At 69.2% G+C, this 19,757-nt stretch carries 15 protein-coding genes and 1 tRNA gene; 4 read left to right on the top strand and 12 right to left on the bottom strand.

The features are described from left to right. Positions 1-54 precede the first annotated feature (54 nt). The 6 genes from addA to ACP69V_RS00575 form a co-directional block, all read right to left on the bottom strand. The gene (gene addA / locus ACP69V_RS00600) at positions 55-3,477 is read right to left on the bottom strand and encodes a double-strand break repair helicase AddA (RefSeq protein ID WP_426022231.1); all 3,423 of its coding nucleotides are present in this window, start codon (positions 3,475-3,477) and stop codon (positions 55-57) included. Continuing rightward, a complete protein-coding gene (addB, locus tag ACP69V_RS00595; RefSeq protein WP_426022230.1) occupies positions 3,474-6,590 on the bottom strand; it encodes a double-strand break repair protein AddB in 3,117 nt (1,038 codons plus the stop codon). The genes addA and addB overlap by 4 nt, the downstream gene beginning before the upstream one ends. Before the next feature lie 148 nt (positions 6,591-6,738). Further along, complete coding sequence (gene murU / locus ACP69V_RS00590) at positions 6,739-7,449, bottom strand: N-acetylmuramate alpha-1-phosphate uridylyltransferase MurU (protein WP_426024011.1); 711 nt, start codon at positions 7,447-7,449, stop codon at positions 6,739-6,741. A gap of 29 nt (positions 7,450-7,478) precedes the next feature. Next, positions 7,479-8,576 carry an N-acetylmuramate/N-acetylglucosamine kinase AmgK gene (gene amgK, locus ACP69V_RS00585; RefSeq protein WP_426022229.1) on the bottom strand — a complete coding sequence of 366 codons (1,098 nt, stop codon included), beginning with the start codon at positions 8,574-8,576 and terminating at the stop codon, positions 7,479-7,481. Next, positions 8,563-9,021 (bottom strand): tRNA (adenosine(37)-N6)-threonylcarbamoyltransferase complex ATPase subunit type 1 TsaE, encoded by a 459-nt coding sequence (gene tsaE, locus ACP69V_RS00580; RefSeq protein WP_426022228.1) that lies wholly within the window; start codon positions 9,019-9,021, stop codon positions 8,563-8,565. The genes amgK and tsaE overlap by 14 nt, the downstream gene beginning before the upstream one ends. Next, positions 9,018-9,884: a GNAT family N-acetyltransferase gene (locus ACP69V_RS00575; RefSeq protein WP_426022227.1), complete on the bottom strand. Its 867-nt coding sequence runs from the start codon at positions 9,882-9,884 to the stop codon at positions 9,018-9,020. Before ACP69V_RS00575 ends, tsaE begins: the two co-directional genes overlap by 4 nt. A gap of 130 nt (positions 9,885-10,014) precedes the next feature. Between ACP69V_RS00575 and ACP69V_RS00570 the strand changes: the two genes are divergently transcribed. Then, a complete protein-coding gene (locus ACP69V_RS00570; protein WP_426022226.1) occupies positions 10,015-12,087 on the top strand; it encodes a prolyl oligopeptidase family serine peptidase in 2,073 nt (690 codons plus the stop codon). 1 nt (position 12,088) lies between these two features. On the opposite strand, the gene ACP69V_RS00565 is transcribed toward ACP69V_RS00570, so the two are convergent. Further along, a complete protein-coding gene (locus tag ACP69V_RS00565) occupies positions 12,089-12,475 on the bottom strand; it encodes a type II toxin-antitoxin system VapC family toxin (RefSeq protein WP_426022225.1) in 387 nt (128 codons plus the stop codon). Further along, positions 12,472-12,717: a type II toxin-antitoxin system Phd/YefM family antitoxin gene (locus ACP69V_RS00560; RefSeq protein WP_426022224.1), complete on the bottom strand. Its 246-nt coding sequence runs from the start codon at positions 12,715-12,717 to the stop codon at positions 12,472-12,474. Before ACP69V_RS00560 ends, ACP69V_RS00565 begins: the two co-directional genes overlap by 4 nt. Before the next feature lie 125 nt (positions 12,718-12,842). Between ACP69V_RS00560 and ACP69V_RS00555 the strand changes: the two genes are divergently transcribed. Beyond that, the gene (locus ACP69V_RS00555) at positions 12,843-14,954 is read left to right on the top strand and encodes a prolyl oligopeptidase family serine peptidase (RefSeq protein WP_426022223.1); all 2,112 of its coding nucleotides are present in this window, start codon (positions 12,843-12,845) and stop codon (positions 14,952-14,954) included. A 92-nt stretch (positions 14,955-15,046) separates the two neighbouring features. Here the strand turns inward: ACP69V_RS00555 and ACP69V_RS00550 are convergent, their stop codons facing one another. After that, positions 15,047-15,403, bottom strand: coding sequence for a hypothetical protein (locus ACP69V_RS00550; protein ID WP_426022222.1), 357 nt, complete (start codon positions 15,401-15,403; stop codon positions 15,047-15,049). 246 nt (positions 15,404-15,649) lie between these two features. Between ACP69V_RS00550 and ACP69V_RS00545 the strand changes: the two genes are divergently transcribed. Beyond that, positions 15,650-17,626, top strand: coding sequence for an AsmA family protein (locus ACP69V_RS00545; RefSeq protein WP_426022221.1), 1,977 nt, complete (start codon positions 15,650-15,652; stop codon positions 17,624-17,626). Positions 17,627-17,701: 75 nt separating this feature from the next. After that, on the top strand, positions 17,702-18,553 hold the full coding sequence (locus ACP69V_RS00540) for an alpha/beta hydrolase (protein ID WP_426022220.1): 852 nt from the start codon (positions 17,702-17,704) through the stop codon (positions 18,551-18,553). A 17-nt stretch (positions 18,554-18,570) separates the two neighbouring features. Here the strand turns inward: ACP69V_RS00540 and ACP69V_RS00535 are convergent. The 3 genes from ACP69V_RS00535 to ACP69V_RS00525 form a co-directional block, all read right to left on the bottom strand. Further along, positions 18,571-18,655, bottom strand: a tRNA-Leu gene (locus ACP69V_RS00535). A gap of 48 nt (positions 18,656-18,703) precedes the next feature. Next, entirely contained in the window at positions 18,704-19,492 is a 789-nt protein-coding gene (locus ACP69V_RS00530) for a hypothetical protein (RefSeq protein WP_426022219.1), read from the bottom strand. Continuing rightward, positions 19,489-19,752 (bottom strand): hypothetical protein, encoded by a 264-nt coding sequence (locus ACP69V_RS00525; protein ID WP_426022218.1) that lies wholly within the window; start codon positions 19,750-19,752, stop codon positions 19,489-19,491. Before ACP69V_RS00525 ends, ACP69V_RS00530 begins: the two co-directional genes overlap by 4 nt. Positions 19,753-19,757: the final 5 nt, after the last annotated feature.

The following is a 19,757-nucleotide window of genomic DNA, read 5'->3' as shown; positions in this document are numbered from 1 at the left end:
GTTGGCCGGAGCGTCCGGGTTCGGAGGCAGATGTGGGAGCGAATCGCGGGCAATTCAACTGTCCGCCAACGCCGCGTCCAGCATGGCCTGCGGGATCGGCATCAGTTTGGGGCCGTCGGTCCAGACCAGGGCGGCCTCGACCGGGCGGTCGGGGTAGAGACGTTTCAGCACGGCGACATAGACGGCGGCCTGAAGCACATAGGCGGGATCGACCCGGTCCAGTGCGTCAGGGGCTGGGCGGTTGGTCTTGTAGTCGATCACCAGCACCCGGTCGGGGGTGACCACCAGCCGGTCGATACGGCCGTTGACCGCCACGCTGGACGGGCCAGGCAGGGCGCCGGTCAGGGCGACCTCGGCGCGGGAGCCGGGGGCGAAGACGGGGGCGAAGCGGGCGTCGTCCAGCACCGAGAAGGCGGCGGCGATCATCTCGGCGCGCTGGGCGTCGTCCAGATCGGTCTCGCGCGCCAGAAGGCGGCGCGCGGCGTCGGGCCGGTCGACGGGCGCGATCTCGGGCAGGCGCTCCAGCAGTCGGTGGATCAGGTCGCCGCGCCGGAATCGGCCCAGGGCGGCGCCGCCTGCTGCGCTGCGGGCCAGGGGCGAGGGGGCGGGGATACGGATCGACCCCTCCATCCGCGACGGCGCGGCGAAGCGGGCGGCGGCGTCGGCGGGCGGCGGGGTGGCTGCCCAGGCGGGCAGGGCGTTGGTGGAGGCGGTCGCGGCGGCCTGTGTCGGGCGGCGTTCGGGATCGACGCCGAAGCGGCGGACGCCGTTCTCGACTTCGCGCACCTGATCGCCCAGCCGGTCGAAGGTTTCTTCGATCACCGACCACCAGCTGCCGGGTTCGGCGCCCCGGCTGGAGGCGCGGCCCATGACGATGACACGGTCGCGGGCGCGGGTCAGGGCGACATAGAGCAGGCGCAGGGTCTCGTCGTCGGTGCGGGCCTGACGCGCGGCGCGGGCGTCGGCCGAGGCGGGGCAGTCGTCCTTGGCGGAGCCGGGGGCCATCAGCCAGGCTTCGCCTTCGCCCTCCGGCGTGACGGCGGGCATCAGGGACGGCCCTTGGGCCTTCGCCTTCATCGTGGTGTCGGGCAGGATGACGATGGGCGCCTCCAGCCCCTTGGCGCCGTGGACGGTCATGACGCGAACCTCGCCGCGCGCGCCTTCCAGTTCGCGCTTCACCTCGACGTCGGCGGCCTCCAGCTGGGCCAGGCAGGTCTCCAGATCGATCGCGCCGCGGTTCTCGGCCGCCAGGACCTGGTTCAGGGTCTCGTCGATGGCTTCCTCGGCCTCGCGGCCCAGCCGGGCCAGGATGCGGGCGCGGCCGGAGAGCCCTAAGTCGTCCACGCGGTTCAGGGTCTGGGAGAAGAAGGCGAAGGGGTCGCCGCCGCGTCCATCGACGGCGGCCTGGAGCGCGTCGCGGGCGCGGGCCCATTCCGGGCGTTCGTGCGCCCGGTCGCGCAGGTCGCGCCACAGCTGGCCGGACTTGCGGTTCTCGCGGCCGGCGAGGGCGTAGAGGCCGTCCTCGTCCACGTCGCACAGGGGGCTGCGCAGCACCTCGGCCAGGGACAGGTCGTCGTCGGGGAAGAGAGCAAATCGGGCCAGGGCGATCAGGTCGTCGAAGACGATATGGCTGGACAGTTTCAGCCGGTCGGCCCCGGCGACGGGGACGCCCTCGGTCTTCAGGGCGCGGATGATCTCCTCGAAGGTGGCGTCGCGGCGGCGAACCAGGACGATGTAGTCGCCGTAGCCGGCGGGGCGGAGCTCGCGGGTGCTGCGGTCGAAGACGGCGAGGCCGCTTTCGACCTGGCGGCGGATTTCGCGGGCCAGGTCGCGGGCCAGGCGCTTGCGGGCGCTGCCGACGCTTTCTTGATCCACCGGATCGTCCCAGGCGTCGGTCTCGGGGGCGGGTTCGTCGAGGAACAGGGGCCACAGGTCGATGGCGCCGTGCTGGCCGATGCGCGCCGGGATGTGACGGGCGATGTCGCCCTGGGGGCCGGTCAGGGCGCGGGTGCGGTCGGGATCGGCGAAGACGGCGTCGACGAAGGTCAGAACCTCTTCGGTCGAACGGTAGGAGGTGTTCAGCTCGGGTCCGGCGAAGGGTTCGCCGGCGCCCTCGGCCAAGGCCAGGAATTCGGCCCTTTCCTGACGAAGCCGTTCCGGCCGGGCGCCCTGGAAGGAGTAGATCGACTGTTTCTCGTCGCCGACGGCGAAGACGGTGCGGCCTGACTTTTCGCCGGAATAGAACTCCCCGGTCAGGGCGCGGACGATGGCCCATTGTTCGGGGGCGGTGTCCTGGGCCTCGTCGATCAGGACGTGATCGACCCCGCCGTCCAGCTTGTACAACACCCAGGCGGCGGCCCCGCTGCGGGTCAGAAGGGCGGCGGCGCGGGCGACCAGATCGGGGAAGTCCAGGGCGCCGCGCTGCGCCTTGGCGGCCTCGTAGAAGGCGGCGTGAGCGCGGGCCAGGGTCAGGACCTTGATCGTGTCGTCGGCGATTCGCGCCTTGCGCAGGGCCTCGCGGGTGGCGAGGAATTTTGTCTGGAGGTCCAGCAACCAGCCGACCGCCCCTTGCGGCGCCGACTTGGTGCCCATGCTCTTTCGCGGCTCGCCCGCCTGGGTGCAGAAGACGCTGGCCAGGGCCGCGAAGCCGGCGTAGGGGGGCGCGGCCACGCTCATGGCGTCGGCGATCTTGCGGTCGTTGGTCGAGCCGGCCTCCATGGCCTCGGCCATGCGGTTCCATTCGGCGGGGTCGATCCAGGCGACGAAGTCGTGTTCCAGAGCCTCGGGACTGCGGCCCGCCTCGGCGCCGGTCAGGGACCAGGGATCGGGTGCGGTTCCGGCCTCGGCGCGGTCGATATAGTCCAGCAGATCGGCGCGCTTGGCCTCGATCATCGACAGCAGGGCCTGGAACCTCTGCCAGTCCAGTTCGACGGCGAAATGGCTGTAGGCCAGGCCGATGGGACCGTCCGGGTCGGCGACGGCGGCGCGGGCCAGGTCCTCGCGCGCGGAATGGCTGAGGGCGGTCGCGGCCTGGTCTTCCAGCACGGTGAAGCGGGGCGAGACCCCGGCCTCCAGCGGGAAGCGGCGCAGCAGTTTTTCGCAGAAGGCGTGGATGGTCTGGATCTTCAGCCCGCCCGGCGTCTCCAGCGCGCGGGCGAACAGTTTGCGGGCGCGGGAAAGCGCGGCGTGATCCATCGCCTGCGGGTCGCCGTCGTCCAGCCGGGCCAGTTCGCGCGACAGGGCGGCGTCGTCCAGCACGGCCCAGCCGCCCAGCTGGTCGAACAGGCGGGCCTGCATCTCGGCGGCGGCGGCCTTGGTGTAGGTGACGCACAGGATGGCGCCGGGATCGACCTGGTCCAGCAGCAGCCGCGCCACCCGGTTGACCAGGGTGGTGGTCTTGCCCGAACCGGCGTTGGCGGTGACGAAGACGGTCAGGCGCGGGTCGGCCGCAACGATCTGAGGGGAGGGGGCGATCATTCGCTGTCCTCGCCGTCGCCGATCACAGACCATTCCCAGACGCGGGCCAGGTGATCGTAGTTGCCGCCCTGGTTGCCCATGAACTGGGGCGCGGCCCAGGAAACATAGGGGGTGTTCTCGTCGTCGAAGCGGGCGACGCGGCGCTTCAGCCCCTCCAGCGCCGCCTGGGCCAGGTCGGCGGCCTCGGCGCCTGAGGCGCGGGTGATGACCTCGCCCGCCGTCTTGCGGCCGACCACCCGGACATAGGTCAGTTCGTCGGGCGTGACCGGGCCGTTGGTGCGTTCGAACCCGCCGTCGGCCAGGATGGCGGCGGTCAGGGTCAGTTGCGGGGCGAAGCCGGACTTGACCTGTTTGGCGGAGGGCGCGGCGCCGGTCTTGAAGTCCATCACCGCCGCGCCGTCGGAGGCCAGCTCGATCCGGTCGGCGAAGGCCTTGACGGTGAAGGGGCCGGCGGGGGCGTCGAAGGTCATAGCCCCCTGCTGCTCGACCAGGATGTCGACGCCGCGCGCCCGGCGGCGCCGTTCGAAATCGGTCAGCCAGCGGGCGCAGTTGCGGGCCAGGGGGGCCTCGCGGGCCATGGCCGCATCCTCGAATCCGCGCGCGCCCAGTTCGCGCAGCAGATGGTCGTGCAGGATGGCTTCGCAGTCGTCGGGCAGGTCGTCGGGCCAGTCCAGGGTCAGCCGTTCGATCGCGGCATGGACGGCGTTGCCCCGCGCCAGGGCCTCGGCCGAGGCGCCGGGACGCTCCATCGCTTCCAGCCCCAGCACCCACAGGGCGTAGATGGCGTAGGGGTCGCGCACCCAGCGCTCGATGCGGGTGACATAGAGGCTGCGCGGACGGCGATGCACCGGCGGGCGCGGCTCGGGCCGTTTGGCGAAGCGCGGCGGACCGGGCGGGGGTGCGTCAAGGCTGCGGGCCCAATCGACGACGGCGGTCGGCCGGGCGATGGCGACGGGCGTGTCCTTGGCGTCTGCACCCCGCGTCAGCATCTCCAGCCGCCACAGCCAGCGCGACCGCACGGCCGGCTGGCCGCCGCGCCGTTCGCTGTGGATCAGGATTACCTCGTCGGCGCAGGCGGCCTGGACGAAGTCCTGGGCCGTCTGACCCAGGCGGCGTTCGGGCGGGGGCAGGCCCAGGGCCTTGCGCATCGGGCGCGACAGGAAGGGATCGGTCGGCGCGGCCTGGGGCCAGACGCCTTCCTCCAGCCCGGCGAGGATCATCCGGTCGGCGCGCACCAGCCGCGCCTCGATGGCGCCGAGAATGCGCAGGGATGGGTGGGTCGCCCCGCCGGTCCGCACGACGTTTTCCTTGACCAGGGACGTGACCAGTTCGGCCAGTTCGGCGCGGTCGATCCGGCCCAGTGACGCCCCGCCCTCGATCAGACCGGACAGAAGGCCCGCGGCGGCCTCGCCGTCGGGACCGGCCCAGGCGTTCTGGCCCGCCAGGGTCTCGATCAGCTGGGTCAGGGCCGAGGCGGCGAGGTTCAGATCGGCGTCGGGCGTGAAGGCGGCGGTTGCGGCCTCGACGGCGGCCTGCAGATGCTCGACCAGGCGGGTGGCGGCCGACAGGCGGTCACGCTTCCATTCGGGCGGCGCCTTGCCGCGTCGGTCGGGTTCGACCGCCTCGATCAGGCGAAGGCGGATGGCGGCGGAGTCGCGGGGGCGGGGGCCGCGCAGGGCGTGCTCCTCCAGCGCGGCGACGGCGGCGGCTTGAGGGGAGTCGCCCAGGTCGAACCGGGCCAGCGGATGTTTGACGATCGCCAGCAGCAGATGGGGCTGGACCGGATCGGCGATCCAGCGGGCGCACAGATCGACCAGGGCGCCGGCGGGCAGGCGCGACAGGGGGGCGCCCGCCGAGGAATCGGGGATCACGCCCCAGCGTTCCAGCCGGGCGGCGACACGGCGGCCCAAGGCCTGGTCCGGCGTGACCAGGGCGCAGGTCTTGCCGGGTGTCTCCAGCGTCTCGCGCATCATCAGGGCGATGGCGGCGGCGGCTTCCTCCTCGGCGCGGACGGTCAACAGGGACAGGCCTTGCAGGCCTTCGGCGATGGGGTCGCGGGCCTCGCCGCGCGCGACGGCGGCGGCGCGGATGTCACGGATGGCGCGGCGCCAGTCGTCGGTGGCTTCGGCGGGGCGCAGGGCTTCGTTGACCAGCCGCTGGCGGGCCAGACCTTGCGCCTCGACGGCCGGGGAGACGGCGGGGCGGAACCAGGGGCGGACGGTCTCGCGTGGAATTTCGCAGCGGTCCAGCAGCCGTTTCATCGCGCTCTGCGGATGCTGTTCGTCCAACTGGTCCCAGACCCCGGAGTCCAGATCGAGATCGAGGCCGGGCAGGACGACGCAGCCCAGCGGCGCCCTGGCCACGGCCTTCAGCACGTCGCCAGCGGCGGGGACGGTGCCGGTCGAGCCGGCGGCGATGATGGCCTGAGTCGGGGGGTGGGCGTCCCACAGTTCGGCGAGGCGGCGCAGCAGGGTGGCGCGGCGCCAGGCCGGATCGACCAGACCCAGTTCGGCGAGGCGTTTGGGCCAGGCGGTGACGGCGAGGCCCAGGAACTCGGCCGATCGTTCCCAGTGTTCGGCCATTTCGCCGTCCACCAGTGTAGCGATCCGTTCGGGGTTCTGGATTTCTTCCAGTTGGCAGGAATCGAGGAAGCCGCCGAGCGCATCGGCCAGGTCCAGGGCCCGCATCGGCGTCAGGTCGCTGTCGAACTGTTCGACGATCATCCGCGCCATTTCGAACCGGCGGGTCAGGGCGGGGATGGCGGGCGGCAGGTCGAGACCGAGAGCGCCGGGCGTGAAGGGCGGCTCGTCCTCCTCCAGATCGCCTAGCGGGCGGACCTGGGGCAACAGGATGGGTCGGTCGCCCGACAGTTTCGACAGGGCGCCGGTGAAGGCGCGCGCGGCCCGGCGGTTGGGCAGCAGAATGGTGGCGTCGGACAGGGTCTCGGGCGGCAGTTCGCCCAGCCAGGCCAGGACGCCGGCGGCCAGGTCTTCGAGGAACGGCCGGTGGGCGGGGATGGCGTACCAGCGGGGGCGCACTTCCGTTTCCCTAGCGCCGACCGCGCGGCGGTCGGCTGCTTGGGGGACGTCCGCGAAGGGGTCGAAGGCCTTCACTTCAACTCCGTTATCCTAGGCCTTGTGCCTAGGATCCATAAACTCCGTCGAGGGCGGTGCGCACCGGCGAACACCGGGCGTATGGATCCTCGGGACGAGCCCGAGGATGACGGGGAGGAGGTGGGGCGCGTGAAAGAGGCGGGCGGCATCACGCGTCTCCCGCCAGTTTCGCTTCGGCCTGATCCCGCGCCTGGGGGTCGCCGACGTGCATCCAGTCGCCGTCCAGGACGCAGCCGAACAGACGGCCCTGGGCGGCGGACTTGCGCCACAGGGGGCTGAGGGAGAAGGGGCCTTCGCAGCCGTTGTCGGCATAGCTTGGCCGGGTGATGTGGACGCCCATATAGGCGTAAGGCGCGGATGCGGCCGCGCCCCGGAAGGCCAGGCCGCCGTCATCACGCAGGAAGAAATCGCCGTCGCCTTCGAAGCCGATGGAGCCCTCGCGGCGAGCCAGCAGCAGGGCGGCGTCCATCGTCTCGGGGTTCCACAGGCGCACGAGGTCGCCCAACGCATCGCCCCGGTCGATCCAGACGCTGTCGATATTGGCGACGAAGACGGGATCCTTGCCCAGCAGAGGGTGGGCCTTCTTCAGCCCGCCGCCGGTCTCCAACAGTTCGGCGCGTTCGTCGGAGATGACGATCTGCGGGCCTCGATTTTTAGGGTTTTGGCCGCGCGCGGCCAGATGGCTTTCCAGACGATCCGCGAACCAGTGGACGTTGACCACCGCCTTTTCGACGCCGGCGTCCGCCAATCGGTCCAGCACATGGTCGATCAGGGCGCGGCCCTGAACCTCGACTAGGGCCTTGGGCCGGTCGTCGGTCAGGGGACGCATCCGGGTGCCCAGGCCGGCGGCGAGGACCATCGCCGTCTTGGGTGCGGTCTTTGAAGCGGTCATGCGCGCACCTCGGCAGGGACGTGGCGGTCGAACCAGCGGGCGACGGGCGCCAGGGCCGGCTGTTCCAGATTGGCGTTCAGATGCCGCCACATGCGGGGCAGGAACTGGCGGTAGCGGGGCTTGCCGTCGCGGGCGATCAGCCGGGCGAAGATGCCGATGATCCGCGCCTCGTTCAGGGCGGCGAGCCCGGCGTAGTCGGCCATGAAGGCGGCGCGGTCCACGCCGGGACGCAGGGCGAAATAGCGGTCCAGGGCCTCGGCCTCCAGCGCCGGCGACACGTCGCGGCGGGCGTCCTGCAGCAGGGAGTGCAGGTCCCAGGAGGGGTGGGCGCGCACCGCGTCCTGGAAGTCGATCATGCCGACGCGGGCGGGGCCTTCACGGTCGGGCAGCCAGATCAGGTTCTCGGCGTGATAGTCGCGGTGGGCCATGACCGAGGCCCCGGCCGCGCCCGAGGCGACCAGGGGCGCCCAGGCCTCGCGCCACTCCGCGACGGCGACGGCGTCGAAGGCGACGCGATCGTCCAGCCGGGGCAGCCATTCGACGAACAGGTCGGCCCCGCCCTGAAGCGCGGTCTCGTCATAGGTCAGCAGGGGCCAGTCGCCGCCGGGGCCGTGCAGGGTCTGCGGCGGGACGCCGGCGTCGTGAAGGGTCGCCAGGGCGTCGACGGCGGTCAGATACAGCGAGGTCTCGTCGGCGCCGTCCTCGATCACGCGGGCGAACAGATCGTCGCCGAAATCCTCCAGCACGGCAAGGCCGTTCGGGGCGTCGAGGGCCGGGATGCCGGGGGCGGACAGGCCCAAGGATTTCAGATGGGCGGCGACGGCGGCGAAGGCCTCGATCCGGCCGGCGGACAGGCGGGCGACGGCGTTCCAGCCGGCGGCGTGACGTTGCTCAGGACTCCACGTCGGATCGGCGGGCGGGCTTTCGGCGGCGGGGGCCTGATCCATCAGCATCAGAGTGGGGCCGGACGCGGGCGTCAGCCGCTCGTAACGTCGCGTCGAGGCGTCGCCGGGCAGGGGGGCGCGCACTGCGTCGGCCAAGCCAGCGGACGCCAGGAAGTCGAGACGAAGCTGTTCGCGGTCAGAAACGGACATGGTCGATCAGCTCTTTCCATCGGCCTACGCCGGAAACGGTCGCAAGGCGGCCTTCGCCCTGTTCCGAAATCGTAATCATCAGTTGGTCTGGCCCCAGGAATCGGCCCGGTTCCTCGCCCAGCCGTTCGGGCCACTCGATGACGGCGCAACCCTCGTCCAGCGCCTCGTCCAGGCCGATCTCGAAGGCTTCTTCCGGCCGGGTCAGGCGATAGAGGTCGAAATGGGCGACGGGCGGGTCGGACTCATAGAACTGGACCAGGGTGAAGGTCGGCGACGGCACGTCCTCGTCCGGCGTGGTCAGGGCGCGGATCAGGCCGCGCGCCAGCGTCGACTTGCCCATACCCAGCGGCCCGTAAAGCAGGACGCTGTCGCCCGGCGCGAGCAGGGGGGCGATGGCCTGGCCCAGGGCGGTGGTGGCCTCGGCGTCGGGCAGGGCGATCTTCATGCGAACACCGTGTCGGCATCGGCGGCGAGGGTCCGTTCGGTGAAATGCTTCAACGCCTCGGTCGCCTTTGCGGCGTCAATATCCAGCCGGTCAGCGGGAATCGGCAGGCCGACATCGACGCCGAACGGCTTGCCCGCCTTGTTCAGCAGTTCGTGGAACAGGGTCACGTCGCGCAGCTCCTGCGAGACCTTGTCGAACAGGTGGAAAAGGCGGCTGTAGGGGCCGGTGACATGCATGGGGATCACCGGCGCATCGTATTTGCGCGCCATCGAGGCGGCGGTCGGGGCCCATTCGGGATCGGTCAGCACGCCGTTCCTCTCGCGCGCCAGACGACCAGCGGGGAACATGACGACACAGCGTTCGGCCTCGAAGGCTTCTTTCGCCGCGGTCAGGGTGGCGCGGGTCTTTTCGCGGGTGCGTTTGTCGGTGACCCATTCGACCGGGATGATGGTCTCGTCCAGCCGGGGCGAGACGCGGATGGCGTCGGCGTTGGCGAAGAAGATCATGTCGCTCCGCCGCTGTTTGATCGCATCGAACACGGCGACCCCGTCGGCGATGCCGGTCGGATGGTTGCACACGACGATGCAGCGGCCGGTCGCGGGCAGGCGGTGCAGGTTCGTCGTCGTGACCTTCAGCTTCAGCAGATCGGACACGTAGTCGAAGGTCTCAGTCCCCGACAGCGGCTGGATGGCGTCGGCCATCCGCACCGCCGCCCCATAGCCCAGCACGCCGTAAAGCGCCGGTCGCACCACGGGCCACAGGGGCGAGGCGGTCAGGCGCGGCGCACGTTCGGCGATCAGCACATCGACGATGTGCGGCTGGCGTCTGGCGGGCGTCGAGGCAGGGAGCGAGGCGGGGGTCATGGATGACCGCTTGTCGCCGGTTCGGTCGGAGGGGGCAAGATGCCCGACGTGTTGAGGCGCGACGGCCTGTACGCTTGGCGATGCGGCGGGCGGCCCCTATCAAGGTCGGAAAACCTGTGGGGATTGAGACATGACGCGTTCACGCTGGATGGCGGCTGCCGCCTTCGGAACCCTGATGCTGGCCGCCGCGCCTGCGTTCGCTCAACAGGGGGCGCCTGCGCCAGTCGAAGCGGCAGCGCCCGCTTCGCGCGGCCTGTCGTTGAAGGACCTGGCGATGATGGAGCGGGTCAGCGAGCCGCGCGTCTCGCCGGACGGCCGCCAGATCGTCTACGCCGTGCGCACCACTGACTGGGACGGCAACAAGGGCGTCAACGGCCTGTGGCTGGCTGACGTCAACGGCGGCGAGCCGCGCAGGCTGGCGATCTCGGAAGGCGGCGCCTCGGGCGCGCGCTGGGCGCCGGACGGCGGGGCCATATACTTCCTGTCGTCGCGGGGCGGATCGAACCAGGTCTGGCGCACGGATGTGGCCGGGATGGCTGCAGCCCAGGTGACGACACTGCCGTTCGACGTGTCGGGGTTCCGCATCGCGCCGGACGGCAGGTCGCTGGTGCTGGCGGTCTCGGTCTTCGTCGATTGCGCTGACCTGGCCTGCACCAAGACGCGGCTGGATGCGCGCGGCAAGTCGACGCTCCAGGCCTATGACCGTCTGCCGCTGCGCGACTTCGATCATTGGGTCGATACGCGCCGCACCCATCTGTTCGTCCAGCCGCTGAACGGGTCGGGCCTGGGTGGAGGAGAGCCGCGCGATCTGCTGGCGGGCCTCGACGCCGATGTGTCGGCGGGCGATTCCAGCTTCGATATTTCGCCGGACGGGCGGACGCTGGTTTACGGAACCCAGACGCAAGGGGCAGGCGAACCCTTCACCAGCAACAGCGATGTGTTCCGCGTGGCGCTCGATGGCGGGACGCCGGTCAATCTGACGGAGGCCAACAAGGGACCCGACGGCAATCCCGTCTTCTCGCCGAACGGCCGTCAGTTGGCCTGGCTGTCGGCGCCGCGCGAGAATGTCGGCGGGGATCAGGCGGCGGTCTGGGTGGCTGACGCCGACGGGTCGGGCGCGAGGAAGCTGACCGACTGGGATCGCGGCGCGGGCGGCCTGCAATGGCGCACCGACGGCCGGTCGCTGCTGGTCTCGGCGGCGGACGAGGGGCAGAACCGGCTGTTCTCGGTCGATGCGCGCAACGGTCGGGTCACGCCCCTGACCGGAAACGGCGCGGTCGGGTCCTATGAAGAGGTCGCGGGCGTCCTGGCATACGCCCACGAAAGCTTCGTCGCCCCGGCGCAGATCTTCGTTCATGCCAACGGCGAACCGCGCCAGATCAGCCGCCAGAACGCCGAGGTGCTGGCGCAACTGGACCTGCCCAAGGGCGAGGCCTTCACCTTTGCCGGCTGGAACAACGAGCCGGTTCAGGGCTGGGTGTTCAAGCCTGCGGGCGCGGTCGAGGGACGGCGCTATCCGGCCGTCTATCTGATCCACGGCGGGCCGAAATCGCCCTGGACCGAGAGCTTCTCCTACCGCTGGAACCCCCAGACCTATACGGCCGCCGGCTATGCGGTGGTGATGATCAACTTCCACGGTTCGCCCGGTTACGGCCAGGCCTTCACCGACGCCATCAACGACCACTGGGGCGACCGACCGCTGGAGGATCTGGAGAAGGGCTGGGCGGCGGCGCTGGCCAACAATCCGTGGATCGACGGCGACCGGGCCTGCGCCCTGGGCGCCTCCTACGGCGGCTATATGGTCAATATGATCGCCGGCAAGTGGAACGGGCCGTGGCGCTGCCTGGTCAACCACGCCGGGGTGTTCGACGTGCCCCAACTGATGAACGCCATGGATATCGGCAACTTCATCCACGAGTTCGGCGGACCGAGCTGGGAGCGCAAGGCGGTGTACGACGCCTTCAACCCGGAGACCTATGCGGGCGACTGGAACAAGCCGATGCTGGTGCTGCACGGGTCCAAGGATTTCCGCGTGCCGATGGAGCAGGGTCTGGCGACCTTCTCGGCCCTTCAGCGCCAGGGCGTTCCCAGCCGCTTTGTCCATGTGCCGGACGAGAACCACTGGGTGCTGAAACCCCGCACCTGGGTCGACTGGCAGCAGGAAATCCTGGACTGGGTCGGCCGCTATACGGCGGCGCAGTAGGTCACCAGATCCGGGCGACCTCGAAACTGTCGAACAGGCGCTCGTTGGACACGAGCGTCAGTTCGTTCAGCAGGCCCTGGGCGATCAGCAGCCGGTCGAACGGATCGCGGTGGGCATTGTCCATGCGGCCGGCTTGCGACGCCTCGCGGGCGGTGATCGGGAGGATGGCGAATCCTTCGAGCTCGACCTCAGCCTCGAACCGTTCCGCCAGAGGCGCAGCCTGAGGCAATCGACCCATGCCGTGTTTGAGCGCGATCTCATAGGCCGAGACCGCGCTGACGAAGACGGTATTGCCGCCGTCCCGTATCGCCGCCTCGGCTGCTCGGCTGAGGCCTGCCTCGCCTGACATCCACCAGATCAGGGCGTGGGTGTCGAGCAGCAGCCTCATTCGCCGCGTCCCTCCCAAAGGCGCAGTTCATCCTCTGGCAGGGGGTCGAAGAACCGCGCGTCCATCGCGACGACGCCCTTCAACCGACCCGACTTGCGATCAGGCTTGGCGGCGGGCTCGAACGGCACGATCCGCACGGCCGGCTTGTCGCCGCGGGCGATGACGACCTCTTCGCCGCGTTCGGCGGCGGCGATCAGTTTGGACAGGTGGGTCTTGGCGTGGTGGACGGTGACGACGGTCATGTCTCGCTCCCCGGGATCGTGGGTTGGTCTAACTATCTTAGCTAAGTCGGTCGTTCGCGACAACTTCCGCCCGACGAACGGCGGTGCTACGCCTCGCCGCAGCAAGATTTCCGAGGAAGAGCTTGATGCGTCACCGTTCCCTTCTGTCCGCCGCCTGCGCGGCTGTCGCTCTGATGAGCGCCGTTCCGGCCCTGGCCCAGGTTCCGCCCGCCCCGGTTCCCGCCGCGCCTGCGACGCCTGACGCCTTCACCTATCAGGACATGATCACCGCCAACCGGCTGGGCGATCCGCAGGTGTCGCCGGACGGTCGCTATGTCGTCTATTCGGTCACGACCACGGACGTGGACGCCAACAGCCGCGCCGGCAGCCTGTGGATTCTGGACCTGACCACGCCGGACGCCGCGCCGCGTCGACTGGCCATCTCGGACCAGGGCGCCAACACCGCGCGCTGGGGCGGGGACGGCAATCTGTATTTCCTGTCGGGCAAATCGGGCGCGAGCCAGGTCTGGCGCGTCGCCTCGCCGACGTCGGCGCCGGTGCAGGTGACTAACCTGCCGACCGACGTGAACGCCTATCGGATCAGCCCGACGGGCGACAAGGTGGCGGTGTCGCTGGCCGTCTATCCGAACGCGGCCGACCTGAACGCCTCGGTCGAACAGGGCAAGGCCATCGCCGAAGGCAAGACGACGGGCCAGGTCTATGACCGCATGTTCGTGCGTCACTGGGACACGTGGAACGACCACACCCAGAACCACCTGTTCGTCCAGTCCATCGGCCGCGACGGCAAGGCCATGGGAACGCCGGCCTGGGTGACGAAAGGCTTCGACGGCGACACGCCCTCCAAACCGTTCGGCGACGAGAGCGAGTTCGTCTTCACGCCGGCGGGCGACGCCGTGGTCTTCTCGGCGCGTCTGGCGGGTCAGACCGAGCCGTGGAGCACCAACTTCGACCTGTGGAAGACCAACGGCCTGTCGGGCGACGGCACCTTCACCAACCTGACCGACGACAACGACGCCTGGGATGCGGGCCCGGTCTTCTCGCCGGACGGGCGGACCCTGGCCTATCGCGCCATGGCGCGGCCAGGCTTCGAGGCGGATCGCTATCAGATCGTGCTGATGGACGTCGAAACGGGCCAGAAGCGCGAGATCGCCTCGAACTGGGACCGATCGGCCGACACGCTGCAATGGTCGCGCGACGGCCAGACGCTGTACACCACTGCGGGCGACGTGGGCTCGACCAAGCTGTTCTCGGTGGATGCGCGCAACGGCGTGGTGACGCCGATCACGGGCGCGGGCCATGTCTCGGCCTTCCAGCAGACACCGTCGGGCTTCGTCTTCGCCCAGGACAGCCTGCGCGAGCCGGGCGACCTGTATTTCAAGACCTATCTCGGTCGCGAAATGCCGCGTCGCCTGACGCAGTCAAACCCCGCCTTCGCCGCCAAGGCGTTCGGCGAGTATGAGCAGTTCAGCTTCCCCGGCTGGAACAACGAGACGGTCCACGGCTATGTCATCAAGCCGGTCGGCTATGTCGAGGGCCGCAAATATCCGGTCGCCTTCCTGATCCACGGCGGGCCGCAGGGCTCGTTCGGCGACGGCTGGTCCTATCGCTGGAACCCCGAGACCTATGCCGGCGCCGGCTATGCGGTGGTGATGATCGATTTCCACGGCTCGACCGGCTACGGCCAAGCCTTCACCGACGCGATCAGCCAGCACTGGGGCGACCGCCCGCTGGAAGACCTGCAGAAGGGCTGGGCGGCGGCTCAAGCGAAATACAGCTTCCTGGACGGCGACAACGCCTGCGCGCTCGGCGCGTCGTACGGCGGCTATATGATCAACTGGATCGCCGGCAACTGGTCCAACGAATTCAAGTGCCTGGTCAATCACGACGGCGTCTTCGACACCTTCGGCATGGGTTATTCGACCGAGGAGCTGTGGTTCACAGAATGGGAATACGGCGGCACGCCGTGGGACAAGCCGGAGGGCTATCAGAAGTTCAACCCGGCCAACCACGTCGAGAACTGGAAGACGCCGATGCTGGTCGTCCAGGGCGACCGCGACTTCCGCATTCCCACCGCCCAGGGCCTGTCGACCTTCACCGCCCTGCAACGTCGCGGCATCGACAGCCGCCTGATCGTCTTCCCCAACGAGAACCACTGGGTGCTGAAGCCGGCCAACAGCCTGCAATGGCACAACGAAGTGTTCGGCTGGCTGAACAAATACCTGACGCCCGCGCAGTAAGGCGCGGCAGTCCGGAATGACAGAAAGGGGCGCGGTCGAAAGGCCGCGCCCCTTATCTTATGCGCTCGGTTCTTATCTGCTGGGTCTGGGGCTCAGAGCGAGGCGCGCGTCTGTGTGAAGGCGACCAGTCGGTTGTACTGATGCTCGGTCATGCAGCGCGGGGTGGACCAGCGCTGACCGTTCTGGCGGGCGGCGACGGCCTCCTGTGCGGTCACGAAGACGGGCGCCGCGCCGAACTCGCGCTGATAGGCGCGGCGCGTGGCCGTGTCAGTCTTGCACGCCATGACCGCCCGAAGCGCGGCGGGGCTGACGGTTTCGCGGGCTTGCGTCTGCTGGGCCGGACTCTGGTGAGCCAAACCTTGCTGGGCAAGACTCTGCTGGGCAAGGCTGGGCGTCGCGGCGGCCGCCAGGGCGGCGGCGATCAGGGCAGGGGTGAGAAAACGGGTCATCGGTCATCCTCCACGGCCTGAATTAAGATCAGGACTCTGACGAAATATGCGCCGATATTTTTGTTTGTAAAGATTATGCGACAACTTCACGTCAAATAGGCGACATCCAATGATGGGTTGACGTTGCGGCGCCAAACCGGGGCTGATGCGTTCTCTGTGGCTGACGGAGACGAGCGATTGTCGAACCCACGGAATTGGCGGACTTTTCGGGCTGACGTGCATCAAAGGGCCTTGGCTCCTGCGGGCGTGCGTCTGCGGTCCTGGCGCGACTGGGTTCGCGACAACGACCCCGTCTATGCGGCGGCGCGGCGGCCCGGATCGGTGGAAAAATGGGCGGTCGGGGTCGTGCTGGTCCTCGTCGCGGTTGTGGTGCTGTTTCTGGCCCTGTTCGATTGGAACATGCTGCGCGGCCCCATAGGGCGCTGGGCCTCGGTCAAATATGATCGGCAGATCGCCCTGACGGGGGATCTGGACGTCAACCTGTTCAGCTGGACGCCGTCCACCGTGGTGCGCGGGCTGAAGATCGGCGGGCCGGACTGGGCGCGCGATCGCGATACGGCCGATGTCGATAAGATCCGCGCCTCGGTCAGGCTGAGGAAGCTGCTGGCCGGCCAGATCGAGATGCCGCTGCTCAGCTTCACCCGGCCCAGGGTGGTGCTGATCTCGGCCAAGGACGGTCGCAAGAGCTGGGCGTTGAATCCGAACAAGCCCGACACCGGAGAGGGGCTGAAGCTGCCGGTCATCCAGCAACTGATCATCACCGACGGCCAGCTGTCCTTCGACGAACAACGGCGCGGCCTGACGCTGCAGGCCGCCGTCAATGCGCGAGAGGCGGCCAGCGGCGCGGCCGGCTTCGTGCTGGACGGACGGGGCGATGTCAGGGGATCGCCGCTGACGCTGAAGATCGAGGGCGGGCCCTTCATGAACATTCGGCGCGATCGACCCTATCGGTTCGAGGCGAACGTGACCGGGGCGGGTTCGTCGCTGAACGCCAAGGGGGCGATCACGCGGCCGTTCGACCTGGGCCGGTTCGACGCGACGATGACCATCGAGGGCGGCAATCTGTCCGATCTCTATCTGCTGACCGGCGTCACCCTGCCCAATACCCCGGCCTATCGGCTGTCGGGCGCGCTGAACCGCAACGAACGAATCTGGACCTTCAAGGATTTCGACGGCCGGGTCGGCGCATCCGACCTGTCGGGCGAGGTGCGGATCGATTCCGCCGAGCGCCTGCGCGTCGATGCCCAGCTGACCTCGCGCCGGCTGGACATCGACGACCTGGCCGCCGTGCTGGGCGCGCGGACCCAAACCAATGCGGCCGGCACCGACACCGAAGCGCCCGTCGCCGTCGGCGGCAAGCTTCTGCCGGACGCCAAGCTTCAGACCGAACGCCTGCAGACGATGGACGGGACACTGACCTATCGGGCGGCGGCGGTGAAGGCGAACGACTTCGACGTGCGCGCCGTGAACCTGGGGGCCGATCTGAAGGACGGCATCCTGAAGCTCGACCCGATCAGCTTCAACTTCAACCGGGGCGAGATGAACGGCACAGCGCGGATCGATGCGACCAAGACCATGCCCTACAGCACCGTCGATCTGCGGCTGGCCGGCTATCCGCTGGAATCGATCATTCCCGCGCGCAATGGCTCTTCGCCGTTGACCGGTCGCGCCTTGGGCCGGGCCAAGCTGGAGGGGGCGGGCGCCTCGATCCATGACTTTGCGGCGGCGTCCAAGGGCTCGCTCAGCTTGGTGGTGCCGAACGGTCGGATGCGGGCGGCCTTCGCCGAACTGCTGGGCATCAACGCCAGTGCGGGCCTGCTGAAACTGCTCAGCGGCGACCAGTCCGAAAGCCAGATCCGCTGCGCGGTCGCCGACTTCACCGTCAGCGGGGGCACGGCGACGGCCCGGACCTTCATCGTCGACACCGATGTCGTGCTGGCCCAGGGCAAGGGCACGATCGACCTTGGGGCCGAGACGTTGAACCTGAAGATCGACGGCGAATCCAAGAAGCCGCGCCTGCTGCGCCTGTGGGCGCCGATCACGGTGTCTGGCCCATTGACGGCGCCCAAGGTCGGGGTGGACGTGCGCGAGATGGTCTCCCAGGGCGGGCTGGCGGGGCTGCTGGGCGCGGTGGTGGCGCCGGTGACGGCCCTGTTCGCCTTCGTCGATCCGGGCCTGGCCGAGGACGCCGACTGCGGTCGGCTGATCGCCAACGCCAGGTAGGGGCGCGGTATTCGTCAAGGCGACGACGACCGATCGGGTGGAGCGAACGTATTGAAGCGCGATGGAGCACTACGCATGACCCGCCGTGGACTTTTCGCGCCTGCCCTCGGGCTTCTCGCCGCCGCCTGTTCGCCGTTGGGCCTGCTCAACACCCTGGGGCCGAGGGACGGCGGCGTGCGCCGCGTCGCGCGCGACATCGCCTATGGCGACGATCCGCGCCAGCAGATGGACCTCTACGCCCCGACCGCGCCGGGACCGTATCCGACCCTGGTATTCTTCTATGGCGGCGGCTGGGATTCAGGCTCGCGCAGCCAGTACGGCTGGGCCGCGCAGGCTCTGGCGGCGCAGGGGTTCGTCGTGGCCCTGCCGGACTATCGCGTCGTGCCCCAGGTCGTCTTCCCCGCCTTCATCGAGGACGCCGCCGCCGCCACGGCCAAGGCGGCGGACGTGGCGGCTCAACATGGCGGGGATCCCGCACGGCTGGGCGTGCTGGGCCATTCGGCGGGCGCGCACCTGGCGATGATGATCGCGCTGGACCGACGCTACATGGCCGCCGTCGGCCGGCCCGAGCTGATCAAGGCGGCGGCGGGGCTGGCGGGGCCTTACGACTTCCTGCCGTTCGATGTGGCGGCGTCGCGCAACGCCTTCGGCCGCGCGCCGGACCCGACCCTGACCCAGCCGGTGACCTTCGTGCGCGCCGACGCCCCGCCGCTGTGGCTGGGCCACGGCACGGCCGATACGGTGGTCCACGACGAGGACACGATCATCCTGAACGATCGGATGCGCGCTGTGGGCGGACGTTCGGAAGCCAAGCTCTATCCGGGCCTTGACCACGCCGACCTGATCGCGACCTTCTCGCCCCTGTTCCGCAAGAAGGCGACGGTCCTCGCCGACGTGGCGGGGTTCTTCCACCGGCAACTGGGCTGATCAGGTTTTCAAGAAGGTGGTGCGGGCGGCCGGGGTCGAACCGGCACTCCTTTCGGAACAGGATTTTGAATCCAGCGCGTCTACCAATTCCACCACGCCCGCAGAGGCCGCCTCATGCCACAGACCCACGACGTGGGTCCAGAGGGCTTGTCACTGCATGATGAAGTTCACGCGGAACGCCATCATGCGCGGCGCCGTCGGCTGGTCGCCGTCATAGGCGACGGTGGCGTCGCGGGCCGCCTTCAGCACCGCTTCGCCGAACCGGCCGTCGCCCGGATGCTCGGTCTCGATCACACAGTCGCGCAGCTTGCCGTCCGGCTGGGCGACGCAGGTTGTTACGGCGAAGCCCTCCGAATAGCGGCTTTGGGACGGATAACGCGGACGGATTTGGCGATCCCAGCGCATGCCGACCTGGAGGCCGTCCTCGCCGATGGCTTCCAGTTCCTGATCGCGCGGATCCACAAGCGGGCGGTTGCAGGCGGTCAAAGTCTCGTCAATGGCTGAGCCTGACGCCGGCAGTTCCAAATCGTAACGGAGGTTGCGTCCCTCGCCGGCGCCGTCCGGCACGACGATCTGAAGACGCCCGCCCTGACGCAGTTCGCGAGCGAAGGGTGCGGGAAAGTCGGCCACCGCGCCCGACCGGTCGGTGGTGACGTTCCAGCGCCATTCCGAGGCCTCCTCATCCCGGAAAGTGATCTGCAGGGGACGCGTCTTGGTCCGGCGGGTCACTTCCGGCAGGCCGAAGATGAGCGCGGAATAGCCGGAGTCCATGCAGCGCGTGGCGATGGACAGGCCGGTCGTTGTGGTCACATAGGCGATCGTGCTCTTTTTCCTGGCGTCCTTGACCAGGTCCCAGTCTTCGCCGGTCGGGGGAGCGTCCTGGGCGATGGCAGAGCCGGCCGCCAGCATCAGGGCCAAAGTCGTCAACGCGCCCCTCATGCCACGAGCTCCACATGGCTGTCCGTTCCGCCCGCCAGGACGCGGCGGGCGCGGATATACATTTCGACGCGCTGCATGACGATTAGGCCCATGGCGAAGACCAGGAAGGCGTCGGTTACGGCCATGGCGTTCAGATGCCAGTCCGCGGCGTGGCTCTCGACCAGGTCGCGCAGCAGCGACCGACCGGCGAACAGCACGACCAGCAGGATCACCAGCATGATCGGGATCATGAGCAGAGGGATCAGCATTTCAGGCGGCACGTCGT

Origin of the sequence: Brevundimonas sp. PWP3-1b1 (assembly GCF_049896065.1) — a bacterium.
Taxonomy (GTDB): domain Bacteria; phylum Pseudomonadota; class Alphaproteobacteria; order Caulobacterales; family Caulobacteraceae; genus Brevundimonas; species Brevundimonas intermedia_B.
The sequence above is the reverse complement of the archived record's forward strand: the minus strand, read 5'-3'. Positions and strand labels throughout refer to the sequence as shown.